This window comes from Paenibacillus sp. plas6, from assembly GCF_057221655.1.
The window spans coordinates 4,165,504-4,191,083 of record NZ_CM170151.1; the positions used below are offsets into that span (position 1 = coordinate 4,165,504).

Sequence of the window (25,580 nt, forward strand, 5' to 3'; positions counted from 1 at the left end):
ATGGATTCATGGCAGTATATTGCATTACTTGGAGCAGTAATTGTTGTTGCTGCTCTATTGCTACCTAGAGGAAAAGACAAAGCAAACAATAACGCTAGTTCATCTGCTCAAATTGAGCAACTCGAGCTAGCGTTTGAGCAGTTTATGGAGAATATGGAGAAAGAGCACCAGGATTTAGTGCAGATGCTAACTGACTCTTTGCAGAAGCTGCGTGAAGAAGAACGTGTGAAAAGTGAAATGATTGCACGTCTAGAAAAGCGTAATGAGCAGGCTGAGGAGCAGCTAGCAAAGCTCTCACAGCAATGTGCAGCATTAGAAGCTAAACTGCAAATGTTAAGCCAATCTGCTGCTCCTCTGTCAATAAATGAAACTCAAGGGAATGCTGAAAACGGTAACGGAGAAACAGAAAAAACTATTGTCAGTTTACCTGAAAATAGTATACATAAGCGTTATGCAGATGTTTTTGAGCTGTATCATGCAGGGAAATCCATCGAGTCAATTGCTAAAAAGCTAGGAAAAAATAAAGGAGAAATACAACTTATTATTCAACTAGCTGAGCAGGAGGAGAAGGCATACCATGCATAAACGTTCATTACTCGTTGGAATTGGACTTGGTATTATAATTGGGGCTTTATTGTTGGAACTGTTTCAGCTAGGACAAAAAAGCGAGCAGCAATTAACGGAAATAGAACAGCAATTAAATGAAGTTGCATCTCCTACCCCATCTGTGGAACCTACTTCTGAAGCTGAGACTATGCCTCATGCTTCTCCTGAAGCAACGAATGAACAGCCTAAGCAAACTGATACTGTAGAAACAGAGGAGCTGGAATCACCTAAAGCTCCAAATACGCCTGAAGTAAATAACGCCGAGCCATTAACAGAGCCATCTGTTGATGAGGTTGCTAAACCTAAAACATCTTACATTCTTAGAGTGCGTCATGGTGATCCGATAAAAAAAACAGCCGAGCAATTAGTTGAGCATGGCGTGATTGAGGATGCAGACGCATTTATTAACTATTTTAAAAAGAAGGATTCATTAATTCGCGCTGGTTATTTTGAAGTCGAGGAGCAATCTGATTTAGAGGATTTGCGTAAGTTGTTTACTAGTCAACCGCTTACTAAAGCTGAGGCGACAAAGCAAATTTCAGAAAAGAGCTTAACGTTAATCGAATAAAGCAGATTTATTAAATAATTTGCTTGCTTCTAATAGTACAATATGGTATATTAATTTTCGGTGTTGAAAACACACGCTTTTCAATTATGTTATCGGTGCTTGCTAGCTGCAAGTAATAACATAAAGTGCGAGAAGCGGAGGAAAATAAAAAACCAAAATAGGAGGTGTTGAATATGGCGGTTATCTCTATGAAACAGCTTCTAGAAGCTGGGGTTCACTTCGGTCATCAAACACGCCGTTGGAATCCAAAGATGGATCGTTATATCTTCACAGAAAGAAACGGTATTTACATTATTGACTTGCAAAAAACAGTAAAAAAAGTTGATGAGGCTTATAACTTCATTAAATCTGTAGCTGCTGAAGGCGGTACTGTGCTTTTTGTAGGTACAAAAAAACAAGCTCAAGATTCTGTTAAAGAAGAAGCAGAACGTTGCGGCAACTTCTACATCAACCAACGTTGGTTGGGTGGTACTCTAACTAACTTCCAAACGATTCAAAAACGTATTGAACGTTTGAAATCTCTTGAGCAAATGGAACAAGATGGTACATTTGATGTACTTCCTAAAAAAGAAGTTATCCTTCTTAAAAAGGAAAAAGATCGTCTTGAGAAGTTCCTTGGCGGTATTAAAAACATGAAAGAACTTCCAAGCGCATTGTTCGTAATCGATCCTCGTAAAGAGCGCATTGCTGTTGCAGAAGCTCGCAAATTGGGCATCCCAATTGTTGGTATCGTTGATACGAACTGTGACCCAGACGAAATTGACTACGTTATCCCTGGTAACGATGATGCAATTCGTGCGGTTAAATTGCTTACTGCTAAAATGGCAGATGCAATTGTTGAAGCTAACCAAGGTGAGCAAACAACTGCATAATAGCAATGTTTGAATAAACAACAAAGGGTGGTCAGATGGTGAAAGCCTCTCGCTACCCTTTTTTTGAACGAAAAAGGACATACAATCTAACTTTTCAGGAGGTTTTCTATATGGCAGTAAACGCAAGTGCAGTAAAAGAACTACGTGAAAGAACTGGAGCAGGGATGCTTGATTGTAAAAAAGCGCTAGAAGCAGTAGGTGGCGATCTTGATAAAGCAATCGCTCATTTGCGTGAAAAAGGTCTAGCAGCTGCTGCAAACAAAGCTGGCCGTATCGCAACTGAAGGTCTTGTTGAAGCTTATATACACTCTAATGGTCGTATCGGTGTACTTGTTGAAGTAAACTGTGAAACTGACTTCGTTGCTAAAACTGATCAGTTCAAAGAATTTGTAAAAGATGTTGCAATGCACATTGCGGCTTCTAATCCAAAATATGTTCGTCGTGAAGAAGTTCCGGCTGAAGAGCTTGAAAAAGAAAAAGAAATTCTTAAAAATCAAGCACTTAATGAAGGCAAACCAGCACATATCGTTGAAAAAATGGTTGAAGGCCGTATGTCTAAATACTATGAAGAAAATTGCTTGTTAGAACAAGCATTTATTAAAGATCCAGACAAAACAATCGCTACTCTAGTTAATGAAAAAATTAGTACGATTGGTGAAAACATTTCTATCCGCCGCTTCGCTCGTTTTGAGCTAGGTGAAGGTCTTGAGAAAAAAGTTGAAAACTTTGCTGAAGAAGTAATGGCTCAAATCAAACGTTAAAATCCGAACTCAACCAAGAGGGGCGGGGCTTCTGCCCCGCTTTACTTGTATAAACATAGAATTATACTTAAATCCTCTACTAAGAGGTGTAAGATGGAGGTTAATAAGTTGGAACATCCTGTATATAAACGCATCGTATTGAAAGTGAGCGGTGAATCACTAGCTGGTCAAGAGGGCTATGGCATCGAAGCATCTGTCATATCTTCCATCGCTAACCAAGTTAAAGAAGTTGTTGCACTTGGAGTAGAAGTAGCAATTGTTGTTGGCGGCGGTAATATTTGGCGTGGAATTGCTGGGACTGCTAAAGGAATTGACCGTGCAACTGCTGATTATATGGGTATGCTTGCTACTGTAATGAATTCATTGGCATTGCAAGATGCATTAGAGCAAATTGATGTACCAACTCGTGTACAAACCTCAATTGCAATGCAACAAATTGCAGAACCATATATTCGTCGTCGTGCGATTCGTCATCTTGAAAAAGGTCGTGTAGTTATTTTTGCTGCTGGTACTGGTAATCCTTTCTTCTCTACTGATACTACGGCTGCACTTCGAGCTGCAGAAATTGAAGCAGAAGTTATTTTGATGGCGAAAAATAAAGTAGATGGCGTATATTCAGCAGATCCATTTAAAGATGCTACTGCAGAGAAATTTGATGAACTAACATATTTGGATGTTTTGAATCGCAACTTAGGTGTAATGGATTCAACTGCTTCATCCCTATGTATGGATAACAATATTCCACTTATCGTTTTCTCTATTACAGAAAGTGGAAACATTAAGCGTGTTGTGCTAGGTGAAAAAATTGGTACGATTGTGAAAGGAAGTGGAAAATAATGCCGCAAGCAATTAAAAAGTCAGCTGAAGAAAGAATGGAAAAGGCAATTGCAGCACTAAAACGCGATTTTGCTTCCTTACGTGCTGGCAAAGCTAGTCCATCTTTACTTGACCGTATTACGGTTGAATATTATGGAACGCAAACTCCACTTAATCAGTTGGCTAACATTTCAACACCTGATTCTCGTACGCTATTAATTCAGCCTTGGGATAAGTCTTCTCTTGCTGAAATTGAGCGCGCAATTTTGAAATCAGACCTTGGTCTTACACCTTCAAACGATGGCGCTATTATTCGTTTAACTGTTCCAATGTTAACAGAAGAACGTCGTCATGAACTTGTAAAACAAGCAAAGAAAATTGCAGAGGAAGCGAAAGTTGCGATTCGCAATATTCGCCGCGATGCAAATGATAGTATTAAAAAGTTAGAAAAAACAGAGCTTTCTGAAGACGAATCAAAACGTTATCAAGATGATATTCAAAAGCTTACTGATAAATTTATTGCAGAAAGCGATAAAATATTAGCTACAAAAGAAAAAGAAATATTGGAAGTTTAAGTTGATAAGCCCCTCCATAAGGTGGGGTTCTTTCACTAAATAGCGACATTTCTAGGATTTCTTTGCTGGGGAGGGAGCCAATTGTTAAAGCGATTTTGGACTAAAAAAGGGGAAGAGGATCGTCAAATTCAATTACCAGTTCAGCTTGATAATATACCTGAACATATTGCCATTATTATGGACGGTAATGGAAGATGGGCTAAACAAAAAGGGTTACCTCGTATTGCAGGGCATCATTCTGGTATGAAAACCGTAAAACGGATTACGATTGCTGCAAATGATATTGGAGTAAAATATTTAACCCTCTATGCCTTTTCAACTGAAAACTGGAAGCGTCCAAAAGAGGAAGTTGAGTTTTTGATGAAGCTGCCCCAGCAATTTCTTGAACTTGAAATTGATGAATTAATGGAAAACAACGTTCAAGTAAGAGTAATGGGAGATCGAGAACAATTACCTTCATACACGCGTAAAGCTGTTGAGGAAGCGATGAATAGAACAGCGAACAATAGTGGGCTTGTTCTTAATTTTGCGTTAAATTATGGTGGTAGATTAGAATTACTGCAAGCAGTTAAAACTATAGCTCAGCAGGTAGAAGAAGGTAAATTGCAAATTGATCAAATTGATGAGCAGTTATTTTCAAGCTACATGCAGTCGAAAAACATGCCAGATCCAGATTTATTAATCCGAACTAGCGGTGAAATTCGTTTAAGCAACTTTATGCTTTGGCAATTAGCCTACAGTGAATTTTACTTTACGGATGTATATTGGCCTGAATTTACCGAAGCGCACTTTTTAGAAGCAATAAAAGAATATCAACGGCGCGCACGACGTTTTGGCGGAGTGTAGGTCACGTTAGAGGTGGAGTAGTGCGATGAAGCAAAGAGTGATTACTGGTGTCCTAGCAGGTGCAGTCTTTTTGGGCTTAATGATTGCAGGAGGGCATTTTTATGTAGCACTAATCGTTGCAATGGCATGTATAGCATTATTTGAATTTCTAAGAATGAATAAAATGAGCTGGAGTAATCCTCTAGCTTTAGCAGCATATATTGCTTTACTAGCACTCGTATTACCATTTCAATGGTATGGAGTTAGCTGGTTATCAGATATGACGATTGTTTGGCTGTTGATGTTTGTACTACTTGCACTAACTGTTTTCACAAAAAATAAATATAGTATTGATGAAGTAGCACTTACTTTAATAGGAACAGTTTATTTAGGAATAGGTTACGCGGCAATGATTGACGTGAGATTAATGGATAATCATGCGCTATGGTGGAGCTTCTTAGCATTTTGCACGATTTGGGCTAGTGATATTGGAGCTTATTTTTGCGGTCGTGCATTTGGAAAGCATAAGCTTGCCCCATTAATAAGCCCTAATAAAACGATTGAAGGCGCAATTGGTGGAGTATTAAGCTCTATCGTAACTGCGATTGTCTTTGCATTAATCGCACCAAGCATCGTTAGCTTAGGGCACGCAGCTTTAATTGGCTTAGTTGCTGCTATTGCAGGACAGCTAGGAGATTTAATGCAGTCTGCTTATAAACGAGTACGCGGGATTAAGGATATGAGCAATATATTACCGGGACATGGTGGAATTATTGATCGTACGGATAGTTGGATTATTGTCTTTCCTATCCTAGTTTTAACTGGATTAATCCCAATGTAAGCGGAGGGAATTTGTGAAAAATATTTCATTACTCGGATCAACAGGCTCTATTGGCACGCAAACGTTAGATATCGTTGATCAACATAGAGATAAATTTAACATTGTAGCTCTGTCAGCAGGAAGTAATATTACATTACTTGCTGAGCAGATCCAAAAGTTCAAGCCGCAGGTAGTAAGTGTAGCGACTAAGGAGCTAGCTGAAAAATTAGCTGGATTGCTTTCATCACCAGTTAAAATCGTGTATGGAGAGCAAGGTTTGATAGAGGTTGCTTCGATTGAGGAAGCAGATATGGTCATTACCGCAATTGTCGGCAGTCGCGGCCTTCCAGCAACGCTAGCTGCTATTGAGGCTGGCAAGCATATTGGTTTAGCAAATAAAGAAACGTTAGTTACTGCAGGACATATTGTTATGGAATCTGCGCAAAGACGCGGAGTTCAAATTTTACCCGTTGACAGCGAACATTCAGCTATTTTTCAATGCCTTAATGGGGAATCAAATGAAAGGATTAACCGCATAACATTAACTGCGTCAGGCGGATCTTTTCGTGACTTTACACGCGAGCAGTTGAAAAATGTGACGGTTGAACAGGCATTAAAGCATCCAAACTGGTCAATGGGAGCTAAAATTACCATTGATTCTGCAACCATGGCTAACAAAGGCTTGGAAGTTATAGAAGCCCATTGGTTGTTTAATGTCAGCTATGAACAGATCGATGTACTTATTCATCCAGAGAGTATTATCCACTCCTATGTGGAATTTGTCGATCATAGCATTATTGCCCAGCTTGGTGTGCCTGATATGCGCGTGCCGATTCAATACGCTCTTTCTTATCCAGAACGCATTTCAAACAATAGTGAACCATTAAACTTGGCAAAACTAGGTCAGTTAAATTTTCGACAAATGGATTTTGCTCGCTATCCAATGTTGCGGTTAGCTTATGAATGTGGAAAAGCAGGGTTGTCTGCACCAATTGTATACAATGCTGCTAATGAAATTGCTGTGGATCGCTTTTTGAAGCGGGAAATCGCATTTCTAGATATTGAGCGTGTAGTTGAAAAAACATTAGACAAGCATTTGGAATGCAAAGTAGATACGCTTGAAGCTATCGTTGCAGTAGACCAAGAGGCAAGAGCTATCGCAACAGTAATTTAATGACTATTGTTAGTTCTCTTGTGTCGCATAGTAGAATAATGATAATCTATGTACAGGCCGTAACGATAGGAGGCTATTAATATATGCAAATGATTCAAACGGTACTATTAACCGTGCTCGTGTTTTTTGTAATTGTTACAGTCCATGAGTGGGGACATTACTTTTTTGCTAAACGTGCCGGTATTCTTGTGCGAGAATTTGCAATCGGCTTTGGGCCTAAGCTTTTCTCATTTAAACGAGGCGAAACAAGGTATACACTGCGTTTAATCCCTGCTGGTGGATTTGTAAGAATGGCAGGAGAAGATCCAGAGCTTATCGAAATACAGCCAGGTCAAACGATAGCGATACGTCTAAAAGATGGTATTGTGCATCGTATCTACTTAGATCGCCTTGATGAGCGAAGAGAGACAATACGTGGAGAGGTCGTCTCCGTTGATATGGAGCGTAATCTACATATTGATTTGGAGCTTGACGGCCAGGTAGAGCATTATAAGCTTCATCCGCAGGCACTTATCATTGCACGTGGCAACGAAACTCAAATTGCACCACTTGACCGACAATTTGGCGGAAAAACTGTTGGACAACGAGCAATGGCGATCTTTGCTGGTCCAATGATGAATTTTATTCTAGCCTTTATTTTATTTATCCTGTATGTGCAAATGGCAGGTGTTAAGGAAAATTTGCAAATTGGCGAATTAACTCCGGAGATGCCTGCAATTGAAGCGAAATTGCAGGAAGGAGATATCATAACGGCGGTTGATGGAGAAAAAATTGGCACGGATGTTAATCGGATGATCGATATCATTGCTGAGCATCCAAATGTGCCGATTGTGATTGAGTATATTCGTGATGGCGTTGCTGGTTCTGTTACTGTAACTCCAGTTCCAAATGAAAATGGAGAAGGGAAAATAGGCGTGCTGCCTGCTTATGGTACTAGAACGCCTAATCTTGGAGAAACCATAACTGGCGGTGCAACCTTGATGAAGGACATGACTGTTCTTATTATGGATGGGCTTAAAATGCTAGTTACCTTGCAAGTTGAGCTTGATGATTTGGGTGGTCCTGTTCGTACAGCAGAAGTAACAAGTCAAATTGCAAGACAGGGAATTGTTCAGCTTACGAGCTGGACGGCAACACTAAGTCTATACTTAGGTATTTTTAACTTGTTGCCAGTTCCTGCACTTGATGGTAGCCGTCTTATCTTTATTGGAATTGAAGCGATTCGCCGTAAGCCAATTAGTCCGAATAAAGAAGGCTTAGTGCATTTTATTGGTTTTGCACTATTGATGGTATTAATGCTAGTTGTCACGTACAATGACATAGTAAGATTAATTCGAGGGGAGTAAAGCTAGCCTATGGCTAAAGATAAACAATTTGTAACGGAAATTACACCTCAATCAGAGGATTTCTCGCGTTGGTATATTGATGTAATTAAAAAGGCTGAATTAATGGACTATTCTCCTGTACGCGGATGTATTGTTTTCCGACCTGAGGGATATGAACTTTGGGAAAATATACAGCGTGACCTTGATCGCCGATTTAAGGAAACAGGTCACCGTAATGCTTACTTTCCTCTATTTATTCCGGAGAGCTTTTTCCAAAAGGAAAAAGATCATGTTGAGGGCTTCAATCCTGAGCTGCCTTGGGTAACTGAAGCGGCTGGAGAGGTATTAGAGGAGCGTTTAGCCATTCGTCCGACATCTGAAACAATGATCGGTCATATGTATGCAAAATGGATTCAGTCCTATCGTGATTTGCCAGTGCTAATTAATCAGTGGGCAAACGTTGTGCGGTGGGAAAAAAGAACGTTGCCTTTCTTGCGTACGAGTGAGTTTTTATGGCAGGAAGGACATACTGCCCATGAAACAGAAGAGGAAGCTCGCGAAGAAACGTTAAAAATGCTTGATGTCTATACGGAGTTTGTAGAGGACTTTCTTGCGATTCCTGTAATTAAAGGAGAAAAAACACCTTCTGAACGCTTTGCTGGAGCAGTTAACACTTATTCTATCGAGGCAATGATGAAGGATGGAAGAGCGGTTCAAGCAGGTACCTCTCATTTTCTAGGTAATAAATTTGCAGTTGCTTTTGACATCAAATATTTAGATCGTAACAATGAACTGCAATATTGCTACACTACATCATGGGGAGTAAGTACTCGCTTAATTGGGTCACTAATTATGGTGCATGGTGATGATCGCGGGCTTGCATTGCCGCCAAAAGTAGCACCTACACAAGTAATTATGATTCCGATTGGACCTGCAAAAACACGTGATGCGGTTGTAGCACGCGTTGATGAGCTATATCAACAGCTTAAAGCTGCAGGAGTGCGCGTGAAAGTTGATGATCGTTCCGATGTAAGCCCTGGCTGGAAGTTTAACGAATACGAAATGCGCGGTATTCCGCTTCGTTTAGAACTTGGTCCGCGTGATATGGACAATGGACAAGTCGTGCTAGTATCACGGATTACGGGTGAAAAACGAGTTGTTGCTCAAGCTAATCTTGTCGAAGAAGTGCAAAAAATGTTAGATGAAACACAAAAAGAAATGTTTGAGCGTGCGAAGGCATTCCGTGCTGAAAATTCTTATTCTGTAGATACACTTGATGAAATGAAAGCTGCAATGGAGAAAAAACGTGGATTTGTTGAAGCTGGTTGGTGCGGCTCAGATGCTTGTGAGAAACAAGTTAAAGAGGAAACTGGCGCAACTAGCCGCAACATTCCGTTTGAGCCAGAAAATCATAAAACAAACTGCTTAGTTTGTGGTGAAAAAGCTAAGCATACCGTTATCTTTGCAAGAGCTTATTAATGCTCTAATAAAGGTTGAACGTTCTTGTTTAAGTATGGCTTTGAAATGTTAGAAGGTAAGGAGAGCGTTCCTGCTCCTAACCTTCTAAAATAGTTAGGAGTGATAACTATGAACCCTACTGATGGCAAGCGTCAACGCTTTGAGATGCTGCTTGAGCAAGCGGGATTGCCGCAGGATCTCATTCAGGCTTATTTTGCCGACGGCTATATTGAACAAGTTATCGTAAATAAACACAACAATGATTGGACGTTTTGCATTCGCAAAACGTCCTTAGTACCTTTACAAGCCTATAATGGCTTTATGCACGGGGTTCGTAAAAAGTTTGCGCATATTGCGAGTACTTCATTTGTATTGATTTACGATGACGTTGTTGCTACTGAAAACATTGTTTTGCAATATTGGCCTCTATTTTTAGAGTGGGCGCAAAAAAATATTCCTTCTGTTAATGGCTGGCTGCAAAAAGCTACAGTAGAAGCAGCAGGAGCTAATTTAACGCTTGGCTTACTTGATGCAACAGGGCTAGAGCTAGCACGTAAGAAGAAAATTGATGAGTCAGTCAAAAATTATTACTTGCAATATTTTTCCCGCTCCATTCATGTGAAATTGCAGCTTGCCCAGCGCAATGAAGAAGTATATGAGCAATTTATGGAGCAAATTGAGCAGGAAAATAATGAAGCTATTCAACAGCTAATGGCACAAGCTCAAGCAGAGGTGCAAGCTGAGCCAGAGGAAGATGGGGAAGAGCCTATTCGTCTTGCAATCGGCTATGATATTCGTGACGACATTGTGCCGCTTATGAATGTCGTAGATGAAGAGAAGAAAATTGCTGTTCAAGGGATGGTTTTCAACTTAGAGGTAAAGGAGCTGCGTAATGGCAGCACTTTGTTTACGTTTAATTTGACGGACTTCACGGATTCCTTAGCGATGAAAGTGTTTGCTAAGACGAAGGAAGACGTAAAAATATTAAGTAAGTTAAGCAATAAAAAATGGATTAGAGCTCGCGGGAAAGTAGAATATGATCGTTTTATGCAAGAGCCTGAGCTTGTAATGATTCCAAATGATTTGCATGAAGTGAGTGCTCCGCCGAGTCGCATGGACCACGCAAAAGAAAAACGAGTGGAATTTCATTTGCACACCTCGATGAGTACAATGGATGCTGTTACGCATGTAGGCGAATATATTGCAACAGCGGCTAAATGGGGCCATAAAGCTATTGCCATTACCGATCATAGTAATGTGCAATGTTATCCTGATGCAGTAAAAGCTGCAAAAAAGCATGATATAAAGGTTCTGTACGGGGTTGAAGCAAATCTCGTTAATGATGCTGTTCCTATTGTTTTGAATGCTAGAGAAGACTCTCTTGAAGAAGCAACTTATGTCGTATTTGATATTGAAACAACAGGCCTATCGGTCATTCATAATAAAATTATCGAAATTGCAGGCGTAAAAATGCGACAAGGTAAAGAAATTGAACGTTTCAGTTCCTTTATCAATCCACATGAAAAAATACCTTATAACATTCAACAGCTTACAAATATTACTGATGAAATGGTTGCAGATGCACCTGAATTGGAGCCAACGCTGCGTCAATTTGTTGAATTTGTAGGGGATCATATTTTAGTTGCGCATAACGCTCGCTTTGATATTGGCTTTATTCAAGCGAATTTAAAAAGATTAGGCATGCTAGAACTGAACAATCCTGTCTTAGATACGCTTGAGCTTGCAAGATTATTACATCCAACGATGAAAAATCATCGTCTTAACACATTAGCAGATAAATATAAAGTATCATTAGAAAATCATCACCGTGCGATTGACGATACGATCGCGCTTGGTGGAATTTTAAATGGTTTAATTAAAGATACATTAGAGCGCAAAATTGTAAAACTGTCTCAGCTTAATGATTATGTCGGTTTGGATTTATCTAATGTTCGTCCATTCCATTCTTGCATATACGCCTTAAATGCAGTTGGTAAAAAGAACTTATTTAAACTAATTAGCTTATCGCATACCGATTATTATCATAAAATGCCTACGATTCCTAAAAGTAAGCTAATGGAGTTGCGTGAAGGCTTATTAGTTGTTTCTGGCTGTGAAAAAGGCGAATTTTTCGAAACCGTTCTTAATAAGTCGCAGGAAGAGGCAGAGGAAGTTGCACAGTTTTATGATGTGTTAGAAATTCAGCCGCTTGATTTTTACATTCATCTTGTGGAGAAGGGACTTGTTGCCAGTCGCGCTGAGCTTGAAGATGCACTTAGACGGATATATCAAATTGGTGTAAAGCTTAACAAGCCAGTTATCGCAACAGGCAATGTCCATTACTTAAATCCACAGGATAAAATTTATCGAGATATTACGATCCATGGTATCACTGGCTTTAGTCCATTGAAGTCGATGCGTAAGCCAGACGCACATTTCCGCACGACAGATGAAATGTTACAGGAATTTATGTTTTTAGGTGAGGAAATTGCTTACGAGGTCGTAATCAAAAATCCAAATGAGCTGGCAGATCGCTTTGAAGTATACGATATGTTTCCTAAGCAGCTATTCGTTCCTAACATTGAAGGAGCGGATGATGAAATTCGCAATACTTGTTATACAACTGCTAAAGAGATGTATGGCGAACCATTGCCGCAAGTTGTTATTGATCGCTTAGAGAAAGAGCTTGTGCCAATTATAAAATATGGTTTCTCGGCAAACTATCTAATTTCCGAAAAGCTGGTAAAAAAATCAAATTCTGATGGCTATCTCGTTGGATCGCGGGGCTCTGTAGGATCCTCCGTAGTAGCGACGTTTTTAGGCATCTCTGAGGTTAATCCATTGCCAGCCCATTACTTATGTCTTAACAAGGAATGTAAGTACAGTGAATGGTTTTTAGATGGTAGCGTGCCGAGCGGATTTGACTTGCCTAACAAGGATTGTCCGAAATGCGGAAAGCCGCTAAAAGGGGAAGGACAGGATATTCCGTTTGAAACATTCCTTGGCTTTAAAGGCGACAAAGTTCCCGATATTGACTTGAACTTCTCAGGTGAATATCAACCACATGCCCATAACTATACGAAGGTGCTGTTCGGTGAGAAAAACGTATTCCGTGCAGGAACAATCGGTACAGTCGCGGAAAAAACAGCGTATGGCTTTGCCAAAAAGTATCAGGAAGAGCACGGCAAGAAATGGCGCAGTGCTGAGCTTGCTAGATTAGCAAGCGGATGTACCGGGGTTAAACGAAGCACTGGTCAGCATCCTGGCGGTATCGTCGTTGTCCCTGACTATATCGAGGTAGAAGATGTAACCCCAGTTCAATATCCAGCTGATGATACTTCTGCAGAATGGAAAACAACGCATTTTGACTACCATGCGTTCGATGAAAACTTGCTTAAGCTCGATATTCTTGGTCACGATGATCCGACAATGATGCGGATGCTGCAAGACCTAACTGGTGTTGATCCGACGACCATTCCTATGAATGATCCGAAGGTAATGAGCTTGTTTAACTCGACAGAGGCATTAGGCGTTACGCCGCAGCAAATTCGTAGTGCTGTTGCAACATATGGGGTACCAGAAATGGGAACGAAATTCGTTCGCCAAATGCTTGAAGAAACACAGCCGTCAACCTTTGCTGACTTGCTGCAAATTTCTGGGCTATCCCATGGAACAGGCGTATGGCTTGGCAATGCTCAAGAATTGATTAAAAATAAAACGTGTACGATTAAAACCGTTATCGGTTGTCGTGACGATATTATGCTTTATTTAATTTATAAAGCTGGAATGGATGCATCTCTTGCGTTCAAAATTACCGAGAGCGTTCGTAAAGGTAAAGGCCTTACTCCAGAATGGATTGAGGAAATGAAAAAATGCAATGTACCGCAGTGGTATATTGATTCCTGTCTAAAGATTGAGTATATGTTCCCGAAAGCCCATGCGGCAGCTTACGTTATTTCGGCAGTGCGTACAGCCTTCTTTAAGCTGTATTACCCGATTGAGTTTTATGCAACTTATTTTACCGTCCGTGCGGATGATTTTGAGCTTGACTTATTATGTCAAGGTTACGATGCTATATACAAACGTATAGAGGAAATTGAAGCAAAAGGCTTTAATGCTACGGCAAAAGAAAAAGCGATGCTATCTCAATTGGAAATGAGCCTTGAAATGACAGCTCGCGGTTTCTCATTTAAGCCGATCGATCTGTACCGTTCTGATGCAGAGAAGTTTCTTGTGGATGGAGACTCACTTATTCCGCCGTTTTCCGCGGTTGCTGGGATTGGTGTTAACGCTGCACGTAATATTGCTGCAGCAAGGGAAGGCGGAGAGTTTTTATCAATTGAGGACTTCCAAATGCGCACGAAGGCTTCAAAAACGATCATTGAATTGCTAAATGGAATGGGCTGTTTCCGCGGCTTACCTGAATCGAATCAGCTTTCGTTATTTTAAGCAATTAGAAATCATTTCTTGTCACTATAATATGATTATGGTATAATTTTTCTGGCAATGATGATAAGGAATTGGCGATTAAAGAGTGGGGAAACCCACTCTTTATGTGTTGTTTACAAAAAAATTTGTAATGCTAACGCATTTTCTAGTGTATAGCGAAAGCTTCCGGAGTACTTTTGTTAAGGGAAGCCTAATTGATTTTGCTACAAAAGTAAAGCCTATGCTTCCGAGGTACATTTCATGTACGCAGTGGAGCAACAGGCTGTACATGAAATGTTAAAGTGAATGCTTCCGAAGTACTTTTGTATACAGGGAGCAAATTCTTTTACGCTACAAAAGTAAAGCCTATGCTTCCGAGGTACATTTCATGTACACAGTGGAGCAACAGGCTGTACATGAAATGTTAAAGTGAATGCTTCCGAAGTACTTTTGTATACAGGGAGCAAATTCTTTTACGCTACAAAAGTTGTAGGAGGAAAAAAATTTGAGTGCATCAGCAATTAAATCGGCAGTTGAAGCGATCGTTACACCATTTCTTGAAGAAAATGGATTTGAATTGGTGGATATTGAATACGTAAAAGAAGGTAGTAACTGGTATTTACGTATTTTCTGTGATAAGGAGGGCGGGATTGATATTGATGAATGCGTCCGAATTAGTGAATATGTAAGTGAACAGCTTGATATTCATGAGCCGATTTCGGGTGCTTATTTCCTCGAAGTATCTTCGCCTGGCGCGGAACGCCCGCTTAAAAAGTCTGAGGATGTACACAAGGCAATTGGTAAAAATGTTTTTATTACAACATATGAACCAATTCAAAAAATGAAGGAATTTGAAGGCCAGCTTCTTGCATTCGACGGTGAACAATTAACCGTCCGTGTAGGAAATCATGACTATACAATACCTTATGCTAAAGTTGCAAGTGCAAGACTTGCAATTATTTTCTAGCTTTTTATTCGTGAAAGGAGGAACAGAATTCCAATGAGTATGGAGTTTATTGAAGCACTGCAAGAAATTGCGAAAGAAAAGGGAATTTCGCAAGAAGTGCTTTTAGACGCAATTGAAGCAGCACTAATTTCCAGCTATAAACGCAACTTCAATACTGCACAAAATGTTAGAGTAGAGATTAATCGTCACAATGGTGTTATTAAAGTATATGCCCGTAAAACAGTTGTTGAGGATGTATTAGATCCTAGATTGGAAATTTCTCTAGAATCTGCTCGTGAGGTAAATCCTCATTATCAACTTGACGACATTGCAGAAATTGAAGTTACGCCACGTGATTTCGGTCGAATTGCGGCACAGACGGCAAAGCAAGTGGTTATGCAGCGCATTCGCGAAGCTGAGCGAGGCCTAATCTATAATGCATTTATTGATAAAGAAGAAGATATTGTTACAGGCCTTGTACAGAGACAAGATACGCGCAATTTATATGTGGACTTAGGCAAGGTTGAAGCTGTTTTGCCGCTAACTGAGCTTATGCCGACAGATAAATTTAAGCATCTTGATCGCGTAAAGGCTTTTATTACAAAGGTAGAAAATACAACTAAAGGACCGCAAATTATTTTATCTCGTACTCATCCAGGACTATTAAAACGACTTTTTGAACTTGAAGTACCAGAAATTTATGATGGTGTCGTTGAAATTCGTTCCGTTGCGCGTGAAGCGGGTTTTCGTTCCAAAATTGCTGTACACTCTCGTAACAGCGAGGTTGATCCAGTAGGCTCCTGTGTTGGTCCTAAAGGAATGCGTGTACAAACAATTGTGAACGAACTTAAAGGCGAGAAAATTGATATTGTACGCTGGTCTGACAATATCGAAGAATATGTTGCTAATGCACTTAGTCCTTCTAAGGTGCTTGAGGTTATCGTATTCGAAGCTGAAAAAATGGCTCGTGTAATCGTTCCAGACTATCAATTATCGCTTGCGATTGGAATTAAAGGTCAAAATGCACGTCTAGCAGCTAAGTTAACTGGCTGGAAAATAGACATTAAATCCGAAACTCAAGCAGAACAGGAATTTGGGCGCCCTAAAACTTCGCAAGAAGTGATGCATCAAGATTCTGTATCTATTGATTAGTTCATTCAGTTTGGAGGGTGTGCGATGAGACCAAGAAAAGTACCGCTTCGCAAATGTGTGGCTTGCCAAGAAATGATGCCGAAGAAGGAACTAATTCGGGTCGTACGGACACCGAACGAAGAAGTTCTAATCGATCTGACTGGAAAAAAATCAGGTCGTGGCGCTTATTTATGCGGCAAGCTAAGTTGTTTTAAGCTGGCAAAAAAAAGCAAGGCACTCGATCGTGCATTGAAGCAGCCTGTAGCTAATGAAATTTATGATCAGCTTGAAGCAGATTTTATTAAAATTGAGGATGAATTTCTCGCTAGTAAGGAGTTAGCTGATGAATGATAAAGCATTATCGGCCCTAGGCATGGCAATGCGTGCAGGTAAGCTAGCTACTGGCGATGAAATCGTACTTAAAGCAATTCGAACAAAAAAGGCGCAGCTAGTTATTATTGCAGGCGATGCTTCACAAAATACAAAGAAGAAATTTCAAGATAAATGTAATAGTTATCAGGTTGCTTTAGTTGAAGCTTATGATCGCTTTAGTCTAGGGAGAGCAATCGGGAAGCCAGAAAGAGTTGTAATCGCAGTAGTTGACGTGCAATTCGCTAGATTGATTGCTGGTCACTTAAGCCAAAATATGGAGGTGGATCTTACTTGAGTAATAAACAAGATAGTAAGGAAAATAAAGAAAAGCTGCGAGTTTATGAATATGCAAAATCCATGAATATGAGCAGCAAAGAAATAATCACCATACTTAAAAGGCTAGGTTTACCTGTAAACAACCATATGAGCGTCATGGAAAATGAAATGGTAGCTAAAGTCGAAGGATTTTTTCGTGAAATAAAGGAGAACGCTGCAGTTAAGAAAACAAATGCTGAGTCAAATGTTGATAAAGCAAAAGAAACTAGCAGTACCCAAGCGGCAAATGTTCAAGCTACACCACAAGCAAAAAATCAAAATCAAAATATAGAAGAAAAAAGACAGGGGACAATGAATTCGAATAATATGAGCGAAAATCAAACACGTGAGCAACGTCCACAACAAACACAAGCTGGACGAACATCAGGAAATCATGAACAGCGCGATCAAAAATCAAAAGCGCAACAAGGTCAAGGACATAAAGACAGAGGTCAAAACAATAATCGTCCACAAGGGAATAACCGTCCGCAAAATCAACAACGTTCTCATGGCGGTAATAATCGTCCACAAGGCGGCGGACAAACTGGAAATCGAAATCAAGGAAATAACCAAGGTTCAGGGAATGCTCGTACACAAAGCGGAAACAATAACAACAGCATTCGTTCTACAGTAATGGTTACTCCACCAACGATTCCAGCAAAAGGCTTTGAGTCACGTTACGACAATTCAAAAGACGATCGTATCAATAAAGGCAAACATAGTAATAAACGCTTTGAAGATGGTCGTACAAGCATTAATTTTAAACCAAACCGCAATAATAAAGGAAAAGGTAAAAACAACAATCAGCAACAGCCTCCTCGCGAGAAAATCGACAATACACCAAAGAAAATTATTGTTCGCGGTACATTAACCGTTGGCGAGCTTGCGAAATTGTTGCACAAAGATGCTTCTGAAGTGATTAAGAAGCTGCTTTTCCTTGGGGTTATGGCTACAATCAACCAAGAGGTTGATATGGATGCAATCATGCTCATTGCTGGTGAGTATGGTGTTGAGGTAGAAGTGAAAATTCCTGTAGAGGAAGATAACTTCGAAACAATTGAAGAAGTGGATGATGAAGCTGATTTGTTACCTCGTCCACCAGTTGTTACAATTATGGGACACGTTGACCATGGTAAAACAACATTGCTAGATGCAATCCGCAAAACGAATGTAACAACAGGAGAAGCGGGCGGTATTACACAGCATATTGGTGCATATCAAGTAGAGATCAATGGTAAAAAGATTACATTCCTTGATACACCAGGTCACGAAGCATTTACATTAATGCGTGCACGTGGTGCACAAGTAACCGATATTACAATTATCGTGGTTGCTGCAGATGACGGCATTATGCCGCAAACGGTAGAAGCGATTAACCATGCTAAGGCAGCAAATTGTCCAATCATTGTTGCTGTTAACAAAATCGACAAACCAGAGGCAAACGTAGATAAAATTAAGCAAGAAATGACCGAATATGAGCTAGTACCAGAAGAGTGGGGCGGCGATACGATCTTTGTTGAAGTTTCAGCGAAACAACGTATCGGTCTAGAAAACCTGCTTGAAATGATCTTGCTAGTTGCAGAGGTAAATGAATATAAAGCTAATCCAAACAAACGCGCTCGCGGTACAGTTATCGAAGCGGAGCTAGATAAAGGTAAAGGTCCAGTTGCTACTGTACTAATCCAACATGGTACGCTAAAAGTTGGAGATGCGTTTGTAGCTGGAACTTGCTTCGGACGTGTCAGAGCGATGGTGAATGATCGTGGACGTCGCTTAAAAGAAGCTGGTCCATGTACTCCGGTTGAGATTACTGGTCTAACTGAAGTACCACTTGCTGGCGATCCGTTTATCGTATTTGAAGATGAGCGTAAAGCACGTTCAATCGCTGAGAAACGTGCAGTTAAACAGCGTCAATCTGAAATGGGTGCAAACACTCGTGTTACACTCGATGACTTGTACAACCATATTAAAGAAGGCGAAATGAAAGAACTGAACGTCATTATAAAAGCAGACGTGCAAGGTTCCGCCGAAGCGTTAAAAGGTTCACTTTCTAAAATTGAAGTTGAAGGTGTGCGCGTTAAAATTATTCATAGCGCTGCAGGTGCGATTACTGAATCTGATATTAACCTTGCTGCAGCATCGAATGCGATCGTTATCGGCTTTAACGTACGTGTTGAGCCACAGGCTGAACCAACAATCGCACAAGAGAAAGTTGACGTTCGTTTGCATAGCATCATTTACAATGTAATTGATGAAATCGAACAAGCGATGAAAGGATTGCTTGAGCCAGTTTATAAAGAGGTTGTTATCGGTCATGCTGAAGTTCGCAACGTCTTTAAACTTTCAAAAGTCGGAGCAATCGCTGGTTGTATGGTAACGGATGGCAAAGTTACTCGTTCCGCTGAAGCTCGTCTAATCCGTGATGGTATCGTCGTTTATACAGGGAAAATTGATTCCTTGAAACGATATAAAGATGATGCGAAAGAAGTTACCCAAGGTTTTGAGTGTGGTATCACGCTTGAGCGCTTTAGTGATATTAAAGTAGGCGACGTAATCGAAGCGTTTGTTATGGAGTCAGTTGAGAGGTGAGTAAGAAATGTCTAAAATTCGTGTAGGGCGTGTAAGTGAACAAATTAAAAAGGAGCTTAGCCAAATTATTCAAACTGAGCTAAAGGATCCTCGCATTGGCTTCATTACTGTAACAGGTGTTGAAACAACAAATGATTTGTCACTATCGCGCGTATATTTAAGTGTGCTAGGCAATGACGAGCAAAAGGAAGCGACCTTGCAGGCATTGTCTAAAGCAACAGGCTATTTACGCTCTGAGCTTGGCAAACGTATCAAACTTCGTCACACACCTGAATTACAATTTAAATTCGATAGCAGTATCGAATACGGCAGCCGCATTGAAGCGTTATTATCTGAAATCAATGGGGATGTTGAAACAAAATGAAAACTAACGCGTCTTACGATGCTCAACTAGAAGAAGCAATAGCCTTTTTACAAGGCTATTCTTCTTATTTAGTTGTTGCACACGAAAATCCTGACGGTGATGCAATAAGCTCATGTGCTGCGATGAGCTGGTTGCTTGAACAATATGGAAAAGAAGTAACAATCGTAAATCAAAGTTCACTTCCTGGACGTTTAAGTTACTTGTACCGTTACGATGACATTTTAAAATACGATCAGAATTTAGCGTTAAACTTCGATGCTGTTGTTGCACTGGATTGTGCGGATGCATTGCGCATTGGAGATGTTTACGAGCGCATTAAGCAAAGTGGCGTTCCATTATTAAACATCGATCATCATCCAACAAATAATGGCTTCGGTGATCTAAATATCATCCGACCAGATGCTGCTGCAACAGTTGAAATTTTGTATGATTTAATTCAAAAAACTCCATTTACACCTGATTTGTCATGTGCAAAGGCACTTTATTCAGGACTATTGACAGATACAGGTGGTTTTCGTTACTCCAATACAACACCTGCAGTTTTAGCAATGGCTTCACATTTACTCTCACTTGGTGTATCTGCCTATGAACTAGCTGATCATTTACTTGAAAAGATGACGATGGGCAAGCTTAAGCTTTTACAATCTGCCCTTAGTCGAATTACGTTCAATGAAGACCAACGAATTGGCTGGGTTGTCATTTTAGAAGAGGACTTTACGAAATTTGGCGCACTCGCAGAGGATGTTGAAGGGATTGTCAATTACATACTGAATGTTGAGGGTGTTGAAGTCGGTATTCTATTTAAGCAAACAGATAGCGGAGTATTTAAAGCAAGCATTCGCTCAGCAGGTAAAGTAAATGTGTCAAAGGTTGCCCAAAGCTTTGGTGGAGGCGGACATGTACGTGCCGCAGGATGCAAGTTAACTGACAACATTGATGAAAGTGTAAACATGCTTGTTGAAGCAATTAGAGGAGAATTAACATAATGGATGGCGTATTAGCAATATGGAAGCCTGCTGGCTGGACCTCGCATGATGTTGTTGCTAAATGTAGACGAATGCTTGGAATGAAGCGAATCGGACATGCAGGAACGCTTGATCCGATGGTCACGGGTGTGCTTCCACTTTGTTTAGGAAGAAGTACACGAATTGTGGAATATTTGCAAGAGCGCCCTAAAGCCTATGAAGCAACAATTGTGTTAGGAATTGCAACAGACACGGAGGATATATCCGGTAATATTGTAGAACAAATAGATCACGTTCATGTTACTGAGGAACAGATTCGTAAAGTGATTCATTCATTTATTGGAGATATTCCACAGGTTCCACCTATGTATTCCGCTGTCAAAGTTGACGGCAAACGTTTATATGAGCTTGCCCGTGAAGGGATTACGCTTGAGCGAAAAGCAAGAACAGTAACGATTCATGAAATTGAATTGCTGTCTTTCGATTTGGAGCAAGCGCGCCCTCAGTTCACTTTTTCTGTCACTTGCTCAAAAGGGACGTATATCCGTACGCTTTGTGTAGATATCGGCAAGGCATTAGGTGTGCCTGCAGCAATGGCTGCGCTAACTCGTACGATGTCAGGTGGCTTGACCCGAGAACATTGTGTTACACTGGAGCAATTAGAGCAGCATATTGCTAACGGAACAGTGGAAGAAGCATTAATTGATCCAGCGAAAGCCATAGATCATCTTCCAGCTGCAGTGGTGATAGAAAAAAAACGTAAATATGCAGTTCAAGGTCAAAAGCTGTATTGGAATGACGTAACGGGACATCAAGAACTTAAAGATGGGGCACTTATTCGTATTTTTGATGAAGCTGGACTTTTTTTAGGTATTTTTCAACTGAACAAAAAACAGCAAATCGTTGCACCGATCAAAGTATTTTCTTGATGTAAAATGTTAATGATGAAATGTAGGTGTGTCAACTTTGAAAATCATAACTTTGACTTACCCTATATCTCTTAATGATATAGAGCTAGACGATCAAAGCTTCTCAATTGCGCTTGGACATTTTGATGGTGTTCATCGCGGGCATCAGCAAGTGATTCAGAAGGCGATCAATACTGCAAAGGAACGAGGCATTGCTTCTGCAGTAATGACGTTCCACCCACATCCTAAAGCTATATTGGGACAAGGTGAGCAGTATTATCAATGCTTAACGCCATTAAAGACTAAACTGGATTATTTTGCGGAGCTGGGTGTCGACTATGCCTTTGTTGTTAGCTTTGATAAGACATTTTCAAATATCACGCCTCATGCCTTCGTAGAGGAGATATTGAAGCAGTTATCAGTAGTTAACGTCGTTGCTGGCTTTGATTTTCGCTTTGGAGCAAAAGGAGCAGGCAACACGGAGAGCTTAAAAGAGCTTTGTGAGCCTGAAATCACGGTTGAAATAGTTGAAGCCTTTGAGTTAGATGGCTTAAAGGTAAGCAGCACCATCATTCGTGAATATTTGGAGCAAGGGCGGATTGAAGAAGCAAATCATTTGCTCGGCAGAAGATTTTCAGTAGAGGGAAAGGTGGTAACAGGCGATCAACGAGGGCGGACAATAGGTTTTCCTACAGCTAATTTACAGTTTACTGAGCCTTATGTCACTCTTGCCCTTGGTGTTTATGCTATAAAAGCATACATTGGAGATCGTCAGTTTCATGGTGTGTTAAATCACGGGATGAAGCCTACCTTTAATGCCGATGAGATTGTTCCAGTGATGGAGGCGCACTTGTTCGATTTTTCAGAGAATATTTATGAGCAGCAGATTCGAATTGAGTTTGTTTCCTTTATCCGCAAGGAGCAACGTTTTGCTAGTATTGAGCAATTAATTGAGCAAATCGGCCAGGATGCGGCTCAAGCAAAAGCAATACTAGCTCAAAACTAAACTCGACAAATTCTTTTGAAGTATGTTATACTAGTACTTGTTGTCAGGCTAGCCTGCTCAACTGAACCTTAGCTTGGATTTCGAGCTCACCGCCGAATGCTAGGCTAATGGCGATTATACAAGGAGGTGAATCAGGATGGCAGTTACTCAAGAGCGTAAACAAGAACTTATCGAGACACATAAAACGCATGCAAGCGATACTGGGTCTCCTGAGGTTCAAATCGCTATCCTAACGGAAAACATCACTAATTTGACAGAGCATTTACGTACGCACAAGAAAGATCATCATTCGCGTCGTGGCTTGTTGAAAATGGTAGGTCAACGTCGTAAGTTGCTTGCTTACCTTAAAAAGAAAGATGTTAATCGTTATAGCGCATTGATTGAAAAACTAGGCCTACGCCGTTAAGATCAGTGTAATGAAAAGCAACCTGGCAGTCTTTAAGTTGATCCTTAATCGGATCTGGAGGCTTTCGGGTTGCTTTTTCGTAATAGAAGAGGAGGGTTTAAATGCAACATCGTGTAGAAACGACATTGGGCGGAAGACCACTTGTTTTTGAAACTGGTCGTTTGGCCAAACAAGCGAACGCCGCTGTAATGGTTCGTTATGGCGAAACAGCTGTTCTATGTACAGTTACAGCATCTTCTGAGCCTAAAGACTTGGATTTCTTTCCGTTAACTGTAAACTATGAGGAACGTTTGTATGCAGTTGGTAAAATTCCTGGCGGATTTATTAAACGCGAAGGTAGACCGAGTGAAAAAGCAATACTTTCAAGTCGTCTAACTGACCGTCCAATTCGTCCATTGTTCCCTGAAGGCTTCCGTAATGATGTGCAAATTGCCAACATCGTTATGTCAGTGGATCAAGATTGCTCACCAGAAATCGCTGCAATGATTGGTACTTCTGCAGCTTTGACAATTTCTGATGTACCTTTTAATGGTCCAATCGGAGGAGTCATTGTTGGTCGTATCAACGGGGAATTTATTATTAACCCAACCGTTGAACAAGAACAGCAATCGGATATTTATGTCGTTGTTTCAGGAACGAAAGATGCGATTATGATGGTAGAAGCAGAGGCAAATGAAGTTCCAGAGGAAGTAATGCTTGAAGCGATTATGTTTGGTCATGAAGCAATTAAGCAATTAATTCCTGCAATTGAAGAGCTTCAACAGCTTGCTGGAAAAGAAAAAATGGAAGTCGTTTTACATACAGTCGACGAAAACGTAAACGATGCTGTTCGTGCTTTTGCAGCTGAGCGCTTAATTGAAGCAGTTAAAATTCCTGAAAAACAAGCACGTCAAGAAGCAATTGATGCGATAAATGCTGAAACCGTTGCACATTTTGAAGAAGTTTATGCAGAAACACCTGAGCTAATTAACGATGTGAAAGAAGTTCTTTACGATATTGTGAAGGAAGAAGTTCGTCGCTTAATTACTCATGATAAAGTTCGTCCAGATGGTCGTGCTTTAAATGAAATTCGTCCGATCGAATGCGATGTAGCATTATTGCCTCGCACTCACGGTTCTGGTTTGTTTACGCGTGGACAAACCCAAGCATTAAGTGTTTGTACACTTGGCGCACTTGGCGATGTGCAAATTTTAGATGGTCTATCTACAGAAGAAACAAAACGCTTTATGCATCATTATAACTTCCCACCATTCTCTGTTGGTGAAGCAAGACCGCTTCGTCCACCTGGACGTCGTGAAATTGGACATGGTGCGCTTGGTGAACGTGCACTTTCCAAAGTTATTCCATCTGAGGAAGAATTCCCTTACACAATTCGTCTTGTGTCCGAGGTCTTGGAGTCTAATGGTTCGACATCACAAGCAAGTATTTGCGCAAGTACACTAGCTATGATGGATGCAGGGGTTCCAATTAAGGCACCAGTTGCAGGGATCGCAATGGGTCTAATTAAAGATGGTGATCACTTCTCGATCTTATCAGACATTCAAGGTATGGAAGATCATCTTGGTGACATGGACTTTAAAGTTGCTGGTACAGCAGAAGGCGTTACAGCGATTCAAATGGATATTAAGATTGCAGGTATTGATCGTGCAATTTTGAAACAAGCATTAGAGCAAGCAAGAGAGGGGCGTTTGTTCATTTTGGGTAAGATGGAAGAGGTTATGAAAGCTCCTCGTCCGACTCTATCTAAGTACGCTCCAAAAATACTTAGCATGAAAATTAATCCTGATAAAATTCGTGATGTTATCGGTTCAGGCGGTAAAATTATTAATAAAATTATCGAAGAAACCGGCGTGAAAATTGATATTGAGCAAGACGGTTCAGTATTTATCGCTTCTGCAAATGAAGAAATGAATCAGCGTGCAAAAGCGATTATTGAAGGAATCGTCAAGGAAGTCGTTGTTGGTGAAATTTATCTGGGGACGGTAAAACGAATTGAAAAATTCGGCGTATTTGTAGAAATTTTACCGAATAAAGATGGTCTTGTGCATATTTCTCAGCTATCAACTGAGCGCGTAGCGAAATGCGAAGATGTTGTAAAAATTGGTGACCAAATTACTGTTAAAGTAACAGAAATCGATGCGCAAGGACGTATTAATTTGTCACGTAAGGCGGTTATCCAAGCTGAAGAGCCTAAAGCATAAGCAACTAATAACGATAAATAAGTGAGCGAGAAGAGTCAGAGTGCATCTGTCTCTTTTTTTGCGTTTTCATATAGCTGAACACATATTATTCACTAGCCATTCATAGCATATAGTACAGGCTAGGCTTGTACGTAAAGGAATCTATGTAA

23 protein-coding genes are annotated in these 25,580 nt (G+C 40.4%); all 23 read left to right on the forward strand.

What is annotated here, in order from left to right:
• Nucleotides 1-585: a DUF6115 domain-containing protein gene (locus AC2TDL_RS18465; RefSeq protein WP_484697528.1), complete on the forward strand. Its 585-nt coding sequence runs from the start codon at nucleotides 1-3 to the stop codon at nucleotides 583-585.
• Complete coding sequence (locus AC2TDL_RS18470; protein ID WP_484697529.1) at nucleotides 578-1,174, forward strand: hypothetical protein; 597 nt, start codon at nucleotides 578-580, stop codon at nucleotides 1,172-1,174. Before AC2TDL_RS18465 ends, AC2TDL_RS18470 begins: the two co-directional genes overlap by 8 nt.
• Nucleotides 1,175-1,347: 173 nt before the next feature.
• A complete protein-coding gene (rpsB, locus tag AC2TDL_RS18475) occupies nucleotides 1,348-2,046 on the forward strand; it encodes a 30S ribosomal protein S2 (RefSeq protein WP_484697530.1) in 699 nt (232 codons plus the stop codon).
• A gap of 35 nt (nucleotides 2,047-2,081) precedes the next feature.
• Nucleotides 2,082-2,807, forward strand: coding sequence for a translation elongation factor Ts (tsf, locus tag AC2TDL_RS18480; RefSeq protein WP_484697531.1), 726 nt, complete (start codon nucleotides 2,082-2,084; stop codon nucleotides 2,805-2,807).
• A 108-nt stretch (nucleotides 2,808-2,915) separates the two neighbouring features.
• On the forward strand, nucleotides 2,916-3,644 hold the full coding sequence (gene pyrH / locus AC2TDL_RS18485) for a UMP kinase (protein ID WP_484701281.1): 729 nt from the start codon (nucleotides 2,916-2,918) through the stop codon (nucleotides 3,642-3,644).
• Nucleotides 3,644-4,198, forward strand: coding sequence for a ribosome recycling factor (gene frr / locus AC2TDL_RS18490; protein WP_484697532.1), 555 nt, complete (start codon nucleotides 3,644-3,646; stop codon nucleotides 4,196-4,198). Before pyrH ends, frr begins: the two co-directional genes overlap by 1 nt.
• Before the next feature lie 81 nt (nucleotides 4,199-4,279).
• On the forward strand, nucleotides 4,280-5,044 hold the full coding sequence (gene uppS / locus AC2TDL_RS18495) for an undecaprenyl pyrophosphate synthase (RefSeq protein ID WP_484697533.1): 765 nt from the start codon (nucleotides 4,280-4,282) through the stop codon (nucleotides 5,042-5,044).
• Nucleotides 5,045-5,069: 25 nt separating this feature from the next.
• Nucleotides 5,070-5,864, forward strand: a complete 795-nt coding sequence (locus tag AC2TDL_RS18500; protein WP_484697534.1) for a phosphatidate cytidylyltransferase — start codon at nucleotides 5,070-5,072, stop codon at nucleotides 5,862-5,864.
• A 13-nt stretch (nucleotides 5,865-5,877) separates the two neighbouring features.
• A complete protein-coding gene (locus tag AC2TDL_RS18505; RefSeq protein WP_484697535.1) occupies nucleotides 5,878-7,017 on the forward strand; it encodes a 1-deoxy-D-xylulose-5-phosphate reductoisomerase in 1,140 nt (379 codons plus the stop codon).
• Nucleotides 7,018-7,100: 83 nt separating this feature from the next.
• Nucleotides 7,101-8,363 carry an RIP metalloprotease RseP gene (gene rseP / locus AC2TDL_RS18510; RefSeq protein WP_484697536.1) on the forward strand — a complete coding sequence of 421 codons (1,263 nt, stop codon included), beginning with the start codon at nucleotides 7,101-7,103 and terminating at the stop codon, nucleotides 8,361-8,363.
• A 9-nt stretch (nucleotides 8,364-8,372) separates the two neighbouring features.
• The gene (gene proS, locus AC2TDL_RS18515; protein WP_484697537.1) at nucleotides 8,373-9,821 is read left to right on the forward strand and encodes a proline--tRNA ligase; all 1,449 of its coding nucleotides are present in this window, start codon (nucleotides 8,373-8,375) and stop codon (nucleotides 9,819-9,821) included.
• 108 nt (nucleotides 9,822-9,929) lie between these two features.
• On the forward strand, nucleotides 9,930-14,249 hold the full coding sequence (locus AC2TDL_RS18520) for a PolC-type DNA polymerase III (protein ID WP_484697538.1): 4,320 nt from the start codon (nucleotides 9,930-9,932) through the stop codon (nucleotides 14,247-14,249).
• Between the two features lie 484 nt (nucleotides 14,250-14,733).
• Nucleotides 14,734-15,195, forward strand: a complete 462-nt coding sequence (gene rimP / locus AC2TDL_RS18525; protein ID WP_484697539.1) for a ribosome maturation factor RimP — start codon at nucleotides 14,734-14,736, stop codon at nucleotides 15,193-15,195.
• A gap of 33 nt (nucleotides 15,196-15,228) precedes the next feature.
• Nucleotides 15,229-16,326, forward strand: a complete 1,098-nt coding sequence (gene nusA, locus AC2TDL_RS18530; RefSeq protein ID WP_484697540.1) for a transcription termination factor NusA — start codon at nucleotides 15,229-15,231, stop codon at nucleotides 16,324-16,326.
• A gap of 24 nt (nucleotides 16,327-16,350) precedes the next feature.
• Entirely contained in the window at nucleotides 16,351-16,656 is a 306-nt protein-coding gene (gene rnpM / locus AC2TDL_RS18535; protein ID WP_484697541.1) for an RNase P modulator RnpM, read from the forward strand.
• Complete coding sequence (locus AC2TDL_RS18540; protein ID WP_484697542.1) at nucleotides 16,649-16,972, forward strand: L7Ae/L30e/S12e/Gadd45 family ribosomal protein; 324 nt, start codon at nucleotides 16,649-16,651, stop codon at nucleotides 16,970-16,972. The genes rnpM and AC2TDL_RS18540 overlap by 8 nt, the downstream gene beginning before the upstream one ends.
• Nucleotides 16,973-17,034: 62 nt before the next feature.
• Nucleotides 17,035-19,581 carry a translation initiation factor IF-2 gene (gene infB / locus AC2TDL_RS18545; RefSeq protein ID WP_484701283.1) on the forward strand — a complete coding sequence of 849 codons (2,547 nt, stop codon included), beginning with the start codon at nucleotides 17,035-17,037 and terminating at the stop codon, nucleotides 19,579-19,581.
• A 7-nt stretch (nucleotides 19,582-19,588) separates the two neighbouring features.
• On the forward strand, nucleotides 19,589-19,945 hold the full coding sequence (rbfA, locus tag AC2TDL_RS18550; RefSeq protein ID WP_484697543.1) for a 30S ribosome-binding factor RbfA: 357 nt from the start codon (nucleotides 19,589-19,591) through the stop codon (nucleotides 19,943-19,945).
• Complete coding sequence (locus AC2TDL_RS18555) at nucleotides 19,942-20,931, forward strand: DHH family phosphoesterase (protein WP_484697544.1); 990 nt, start codon at nucleotides 19,942-19,944, stop codon at nucleotides 20,929-20,931. The genes rbfA and AC2TDL_RS18555 overlap by 4 nt, the downstream gene beginning before the upstream one ends.
• Nucleotides 20,931-21,839, forward strand: a complete 909-nt coding sequence (gene truB / locus AC2TDL_RS18560) for a tRNA pseudouridine(55) synthase TruB (RefSeq protein WP_484697545.1) — start codon at nucleotides 20,931-20,933, stop codon at nucleotides 21,837-21,839. The genes AC2TDL_RS18555 and truB overlap by 1 nt, the downstream gene beginning before the upstream one ends.
• Before the next feature lie 37 nt (nucleotides 21,840-21,876).
• Entirely contained in the window at nucleotides 21,877-22,824 is a 948-nt protein-coding gene (locus AC2TDL_RS18565; protein WP_484697546.1) for a bifunctional riboflavin kinase/FAD synthetase, read from the forward strand.
• 136 nt (nucleotides 22,825-22,960) lie between these two features.
• Entirely contained in the window at nucleotides 22,961-23,230 is a 270-nt protein-coding gene (gene rpsO, locus AC2TDL_RS18570) for a 30S ribosomal protein S15 (RefSeq protein WP_484697547.1), read from the forward strand.
• Nucleotides 23,231-23,331: 101 nt separating this feature from the next.
• Nucleotides 23,332-25,431 carry a polyribonucleotide nucleotidyltransferase gene (gene pnp / locus AC2TDL_RS18575; RefSeq protein WP_484697548.1) on the forward strand — a complete coding sequence of 700 codons (2,100 nt, stop codon included), beginning with the start codon at nucleotides 23,332-23,334 and terminating at the stop codon, nucleotides 25,429-25,431.
• Nucleotides 25,432-25,580: the final 149 nt, after the last annotated feature.

What these genes read in the sequence shown, in the direction of transcription:
- AC2TDL_RS18465 (WP_484697528.1), top strand. Translation starts at nt 1, where the DNA reads ATGGATTCATGGCAGTATATTGCATTACTTGGAGCAGTAATTGTTGTT.
- AC2TDL_RS18470 (WP_484697529.1), top strand. Translation starts at nt 578, where the DNA reads ATGCATAAACGTTCATTACTCGTTGGAATTGGACTTGGTATTATAATT.
- rpsB (WP_484697530.1), top strand. Translation starts at nt 1,348, where the DNA reads ATGGCGGTTATCTCTATGAAACAGCTTCTAGAAGCTGGGGTTCACTTC.
- tsf (WP_484697531.1), top strand. Translation starts at nt 2,082, where the DNA reads ATGGTGAAAGCCTCTCGCTACCCTTTTTTTGAACGAAAAAGGACATAC.
- frr (WP_484697532.1), top strand. Translation starts at nt 3,644, where the DNA reads ATGCCGCAAGCAATTAAAAAGTCAGCTGAAGAAAGAATGGAAAAGGCA.
- AC2TDL_RS18500 (WP_484697534.1), top strand. Translation starts at nt 5,070, where the DNA reads ATGAAGCAAAGAGTGATTACTGGTGTCCTAGCAGGTGCAGTCTTTTTG.
- rseP (WP_484697536.1), top strand. Translation starts at nt 7,101, where the DNA reads ATGCAAATGATTCAAACGGTACTATTAACCGTGCTCGTGTTTTTTGTA.
- proS (WP_484697537.1), top strand. Translation starts at nt 8,373, where the DNA reads ATGGCTAAAGATAAACAATTTGTAACGGAAATTACACCTCAATCAGAG.
- AC2TDL_RS18520 (WP_484697538.1), top strand. Translation starts at nt 9,930, where the DNA reads ATGAACCCTACTGATGGCAAGCGTCAACGCTTTGAGATGCTGCTTGAG.
- nusA (WP_484697540.1), top strand. Translation starts at nt 15,229, where the DNA reads ATGAGTATGGAGTTTATTGAAGCACTGCAAGAAATTGCGAAAGAAAAG.
- rnpM (WP_484697541.1), top strand. Translation starts at nt 16,351, where the DNA reads ATGAGACCAAGAAAAGTACCGCTTCGCAAATGTGTGGCTTGCCAAGAA.
- AC2TDL_RS18540 (WP_484697542.1), top strand. Translation starts at nt 16,649, where the DNA reads ATGAATGATAAAGCATTATCGGCCCTAGGCATGGCAATGCGTGCAGGT.
- infB (WP_484701283.1), top strand. Translation starts at nt 17,035, where the DNA reads ATGAATATGAGCAGCAAAGAAATAATCACCATACTTAAAAGGCTAGGT.
- rbfA (WP_484697543.1), top strand. Translation starts at nt 19,589, where the DNA reads ATGTCTAAAATTCGTGTAGGGCGTGTAAGTGAACAAATTAAAAAGGAG.
- AC2TDL_RS18555 (WP_484697544.1), top strand. Translation starts at nt 19,942, where the DNA reads ATGAAAACTAACGCGTCTTACGATGCTCAACTAGAAGAAGCAATAGCC.
- truB (WP_484697545.1), top strand. Translation starts at nt 20,931, where the DNA reads ATGGATGGCGTATTAGCAATATGGAAGCCTGCTGGCTGGACCTCGCAT.
- rpsO (WP_484697547.1), top strand. Translation starts at nt 22,961, where the DNA reads ATGGCAGTTACTCAAGAGCGTAAACAAGAACTTATCGAGACACATAAA.
- pnp (WP_484697548.1), top strand. Translation starts at nt 23,332, where the DNA reads ATGCAACATCGTGTAGAAACGACATTGGGCGGAAGACCACTTGTTTTT.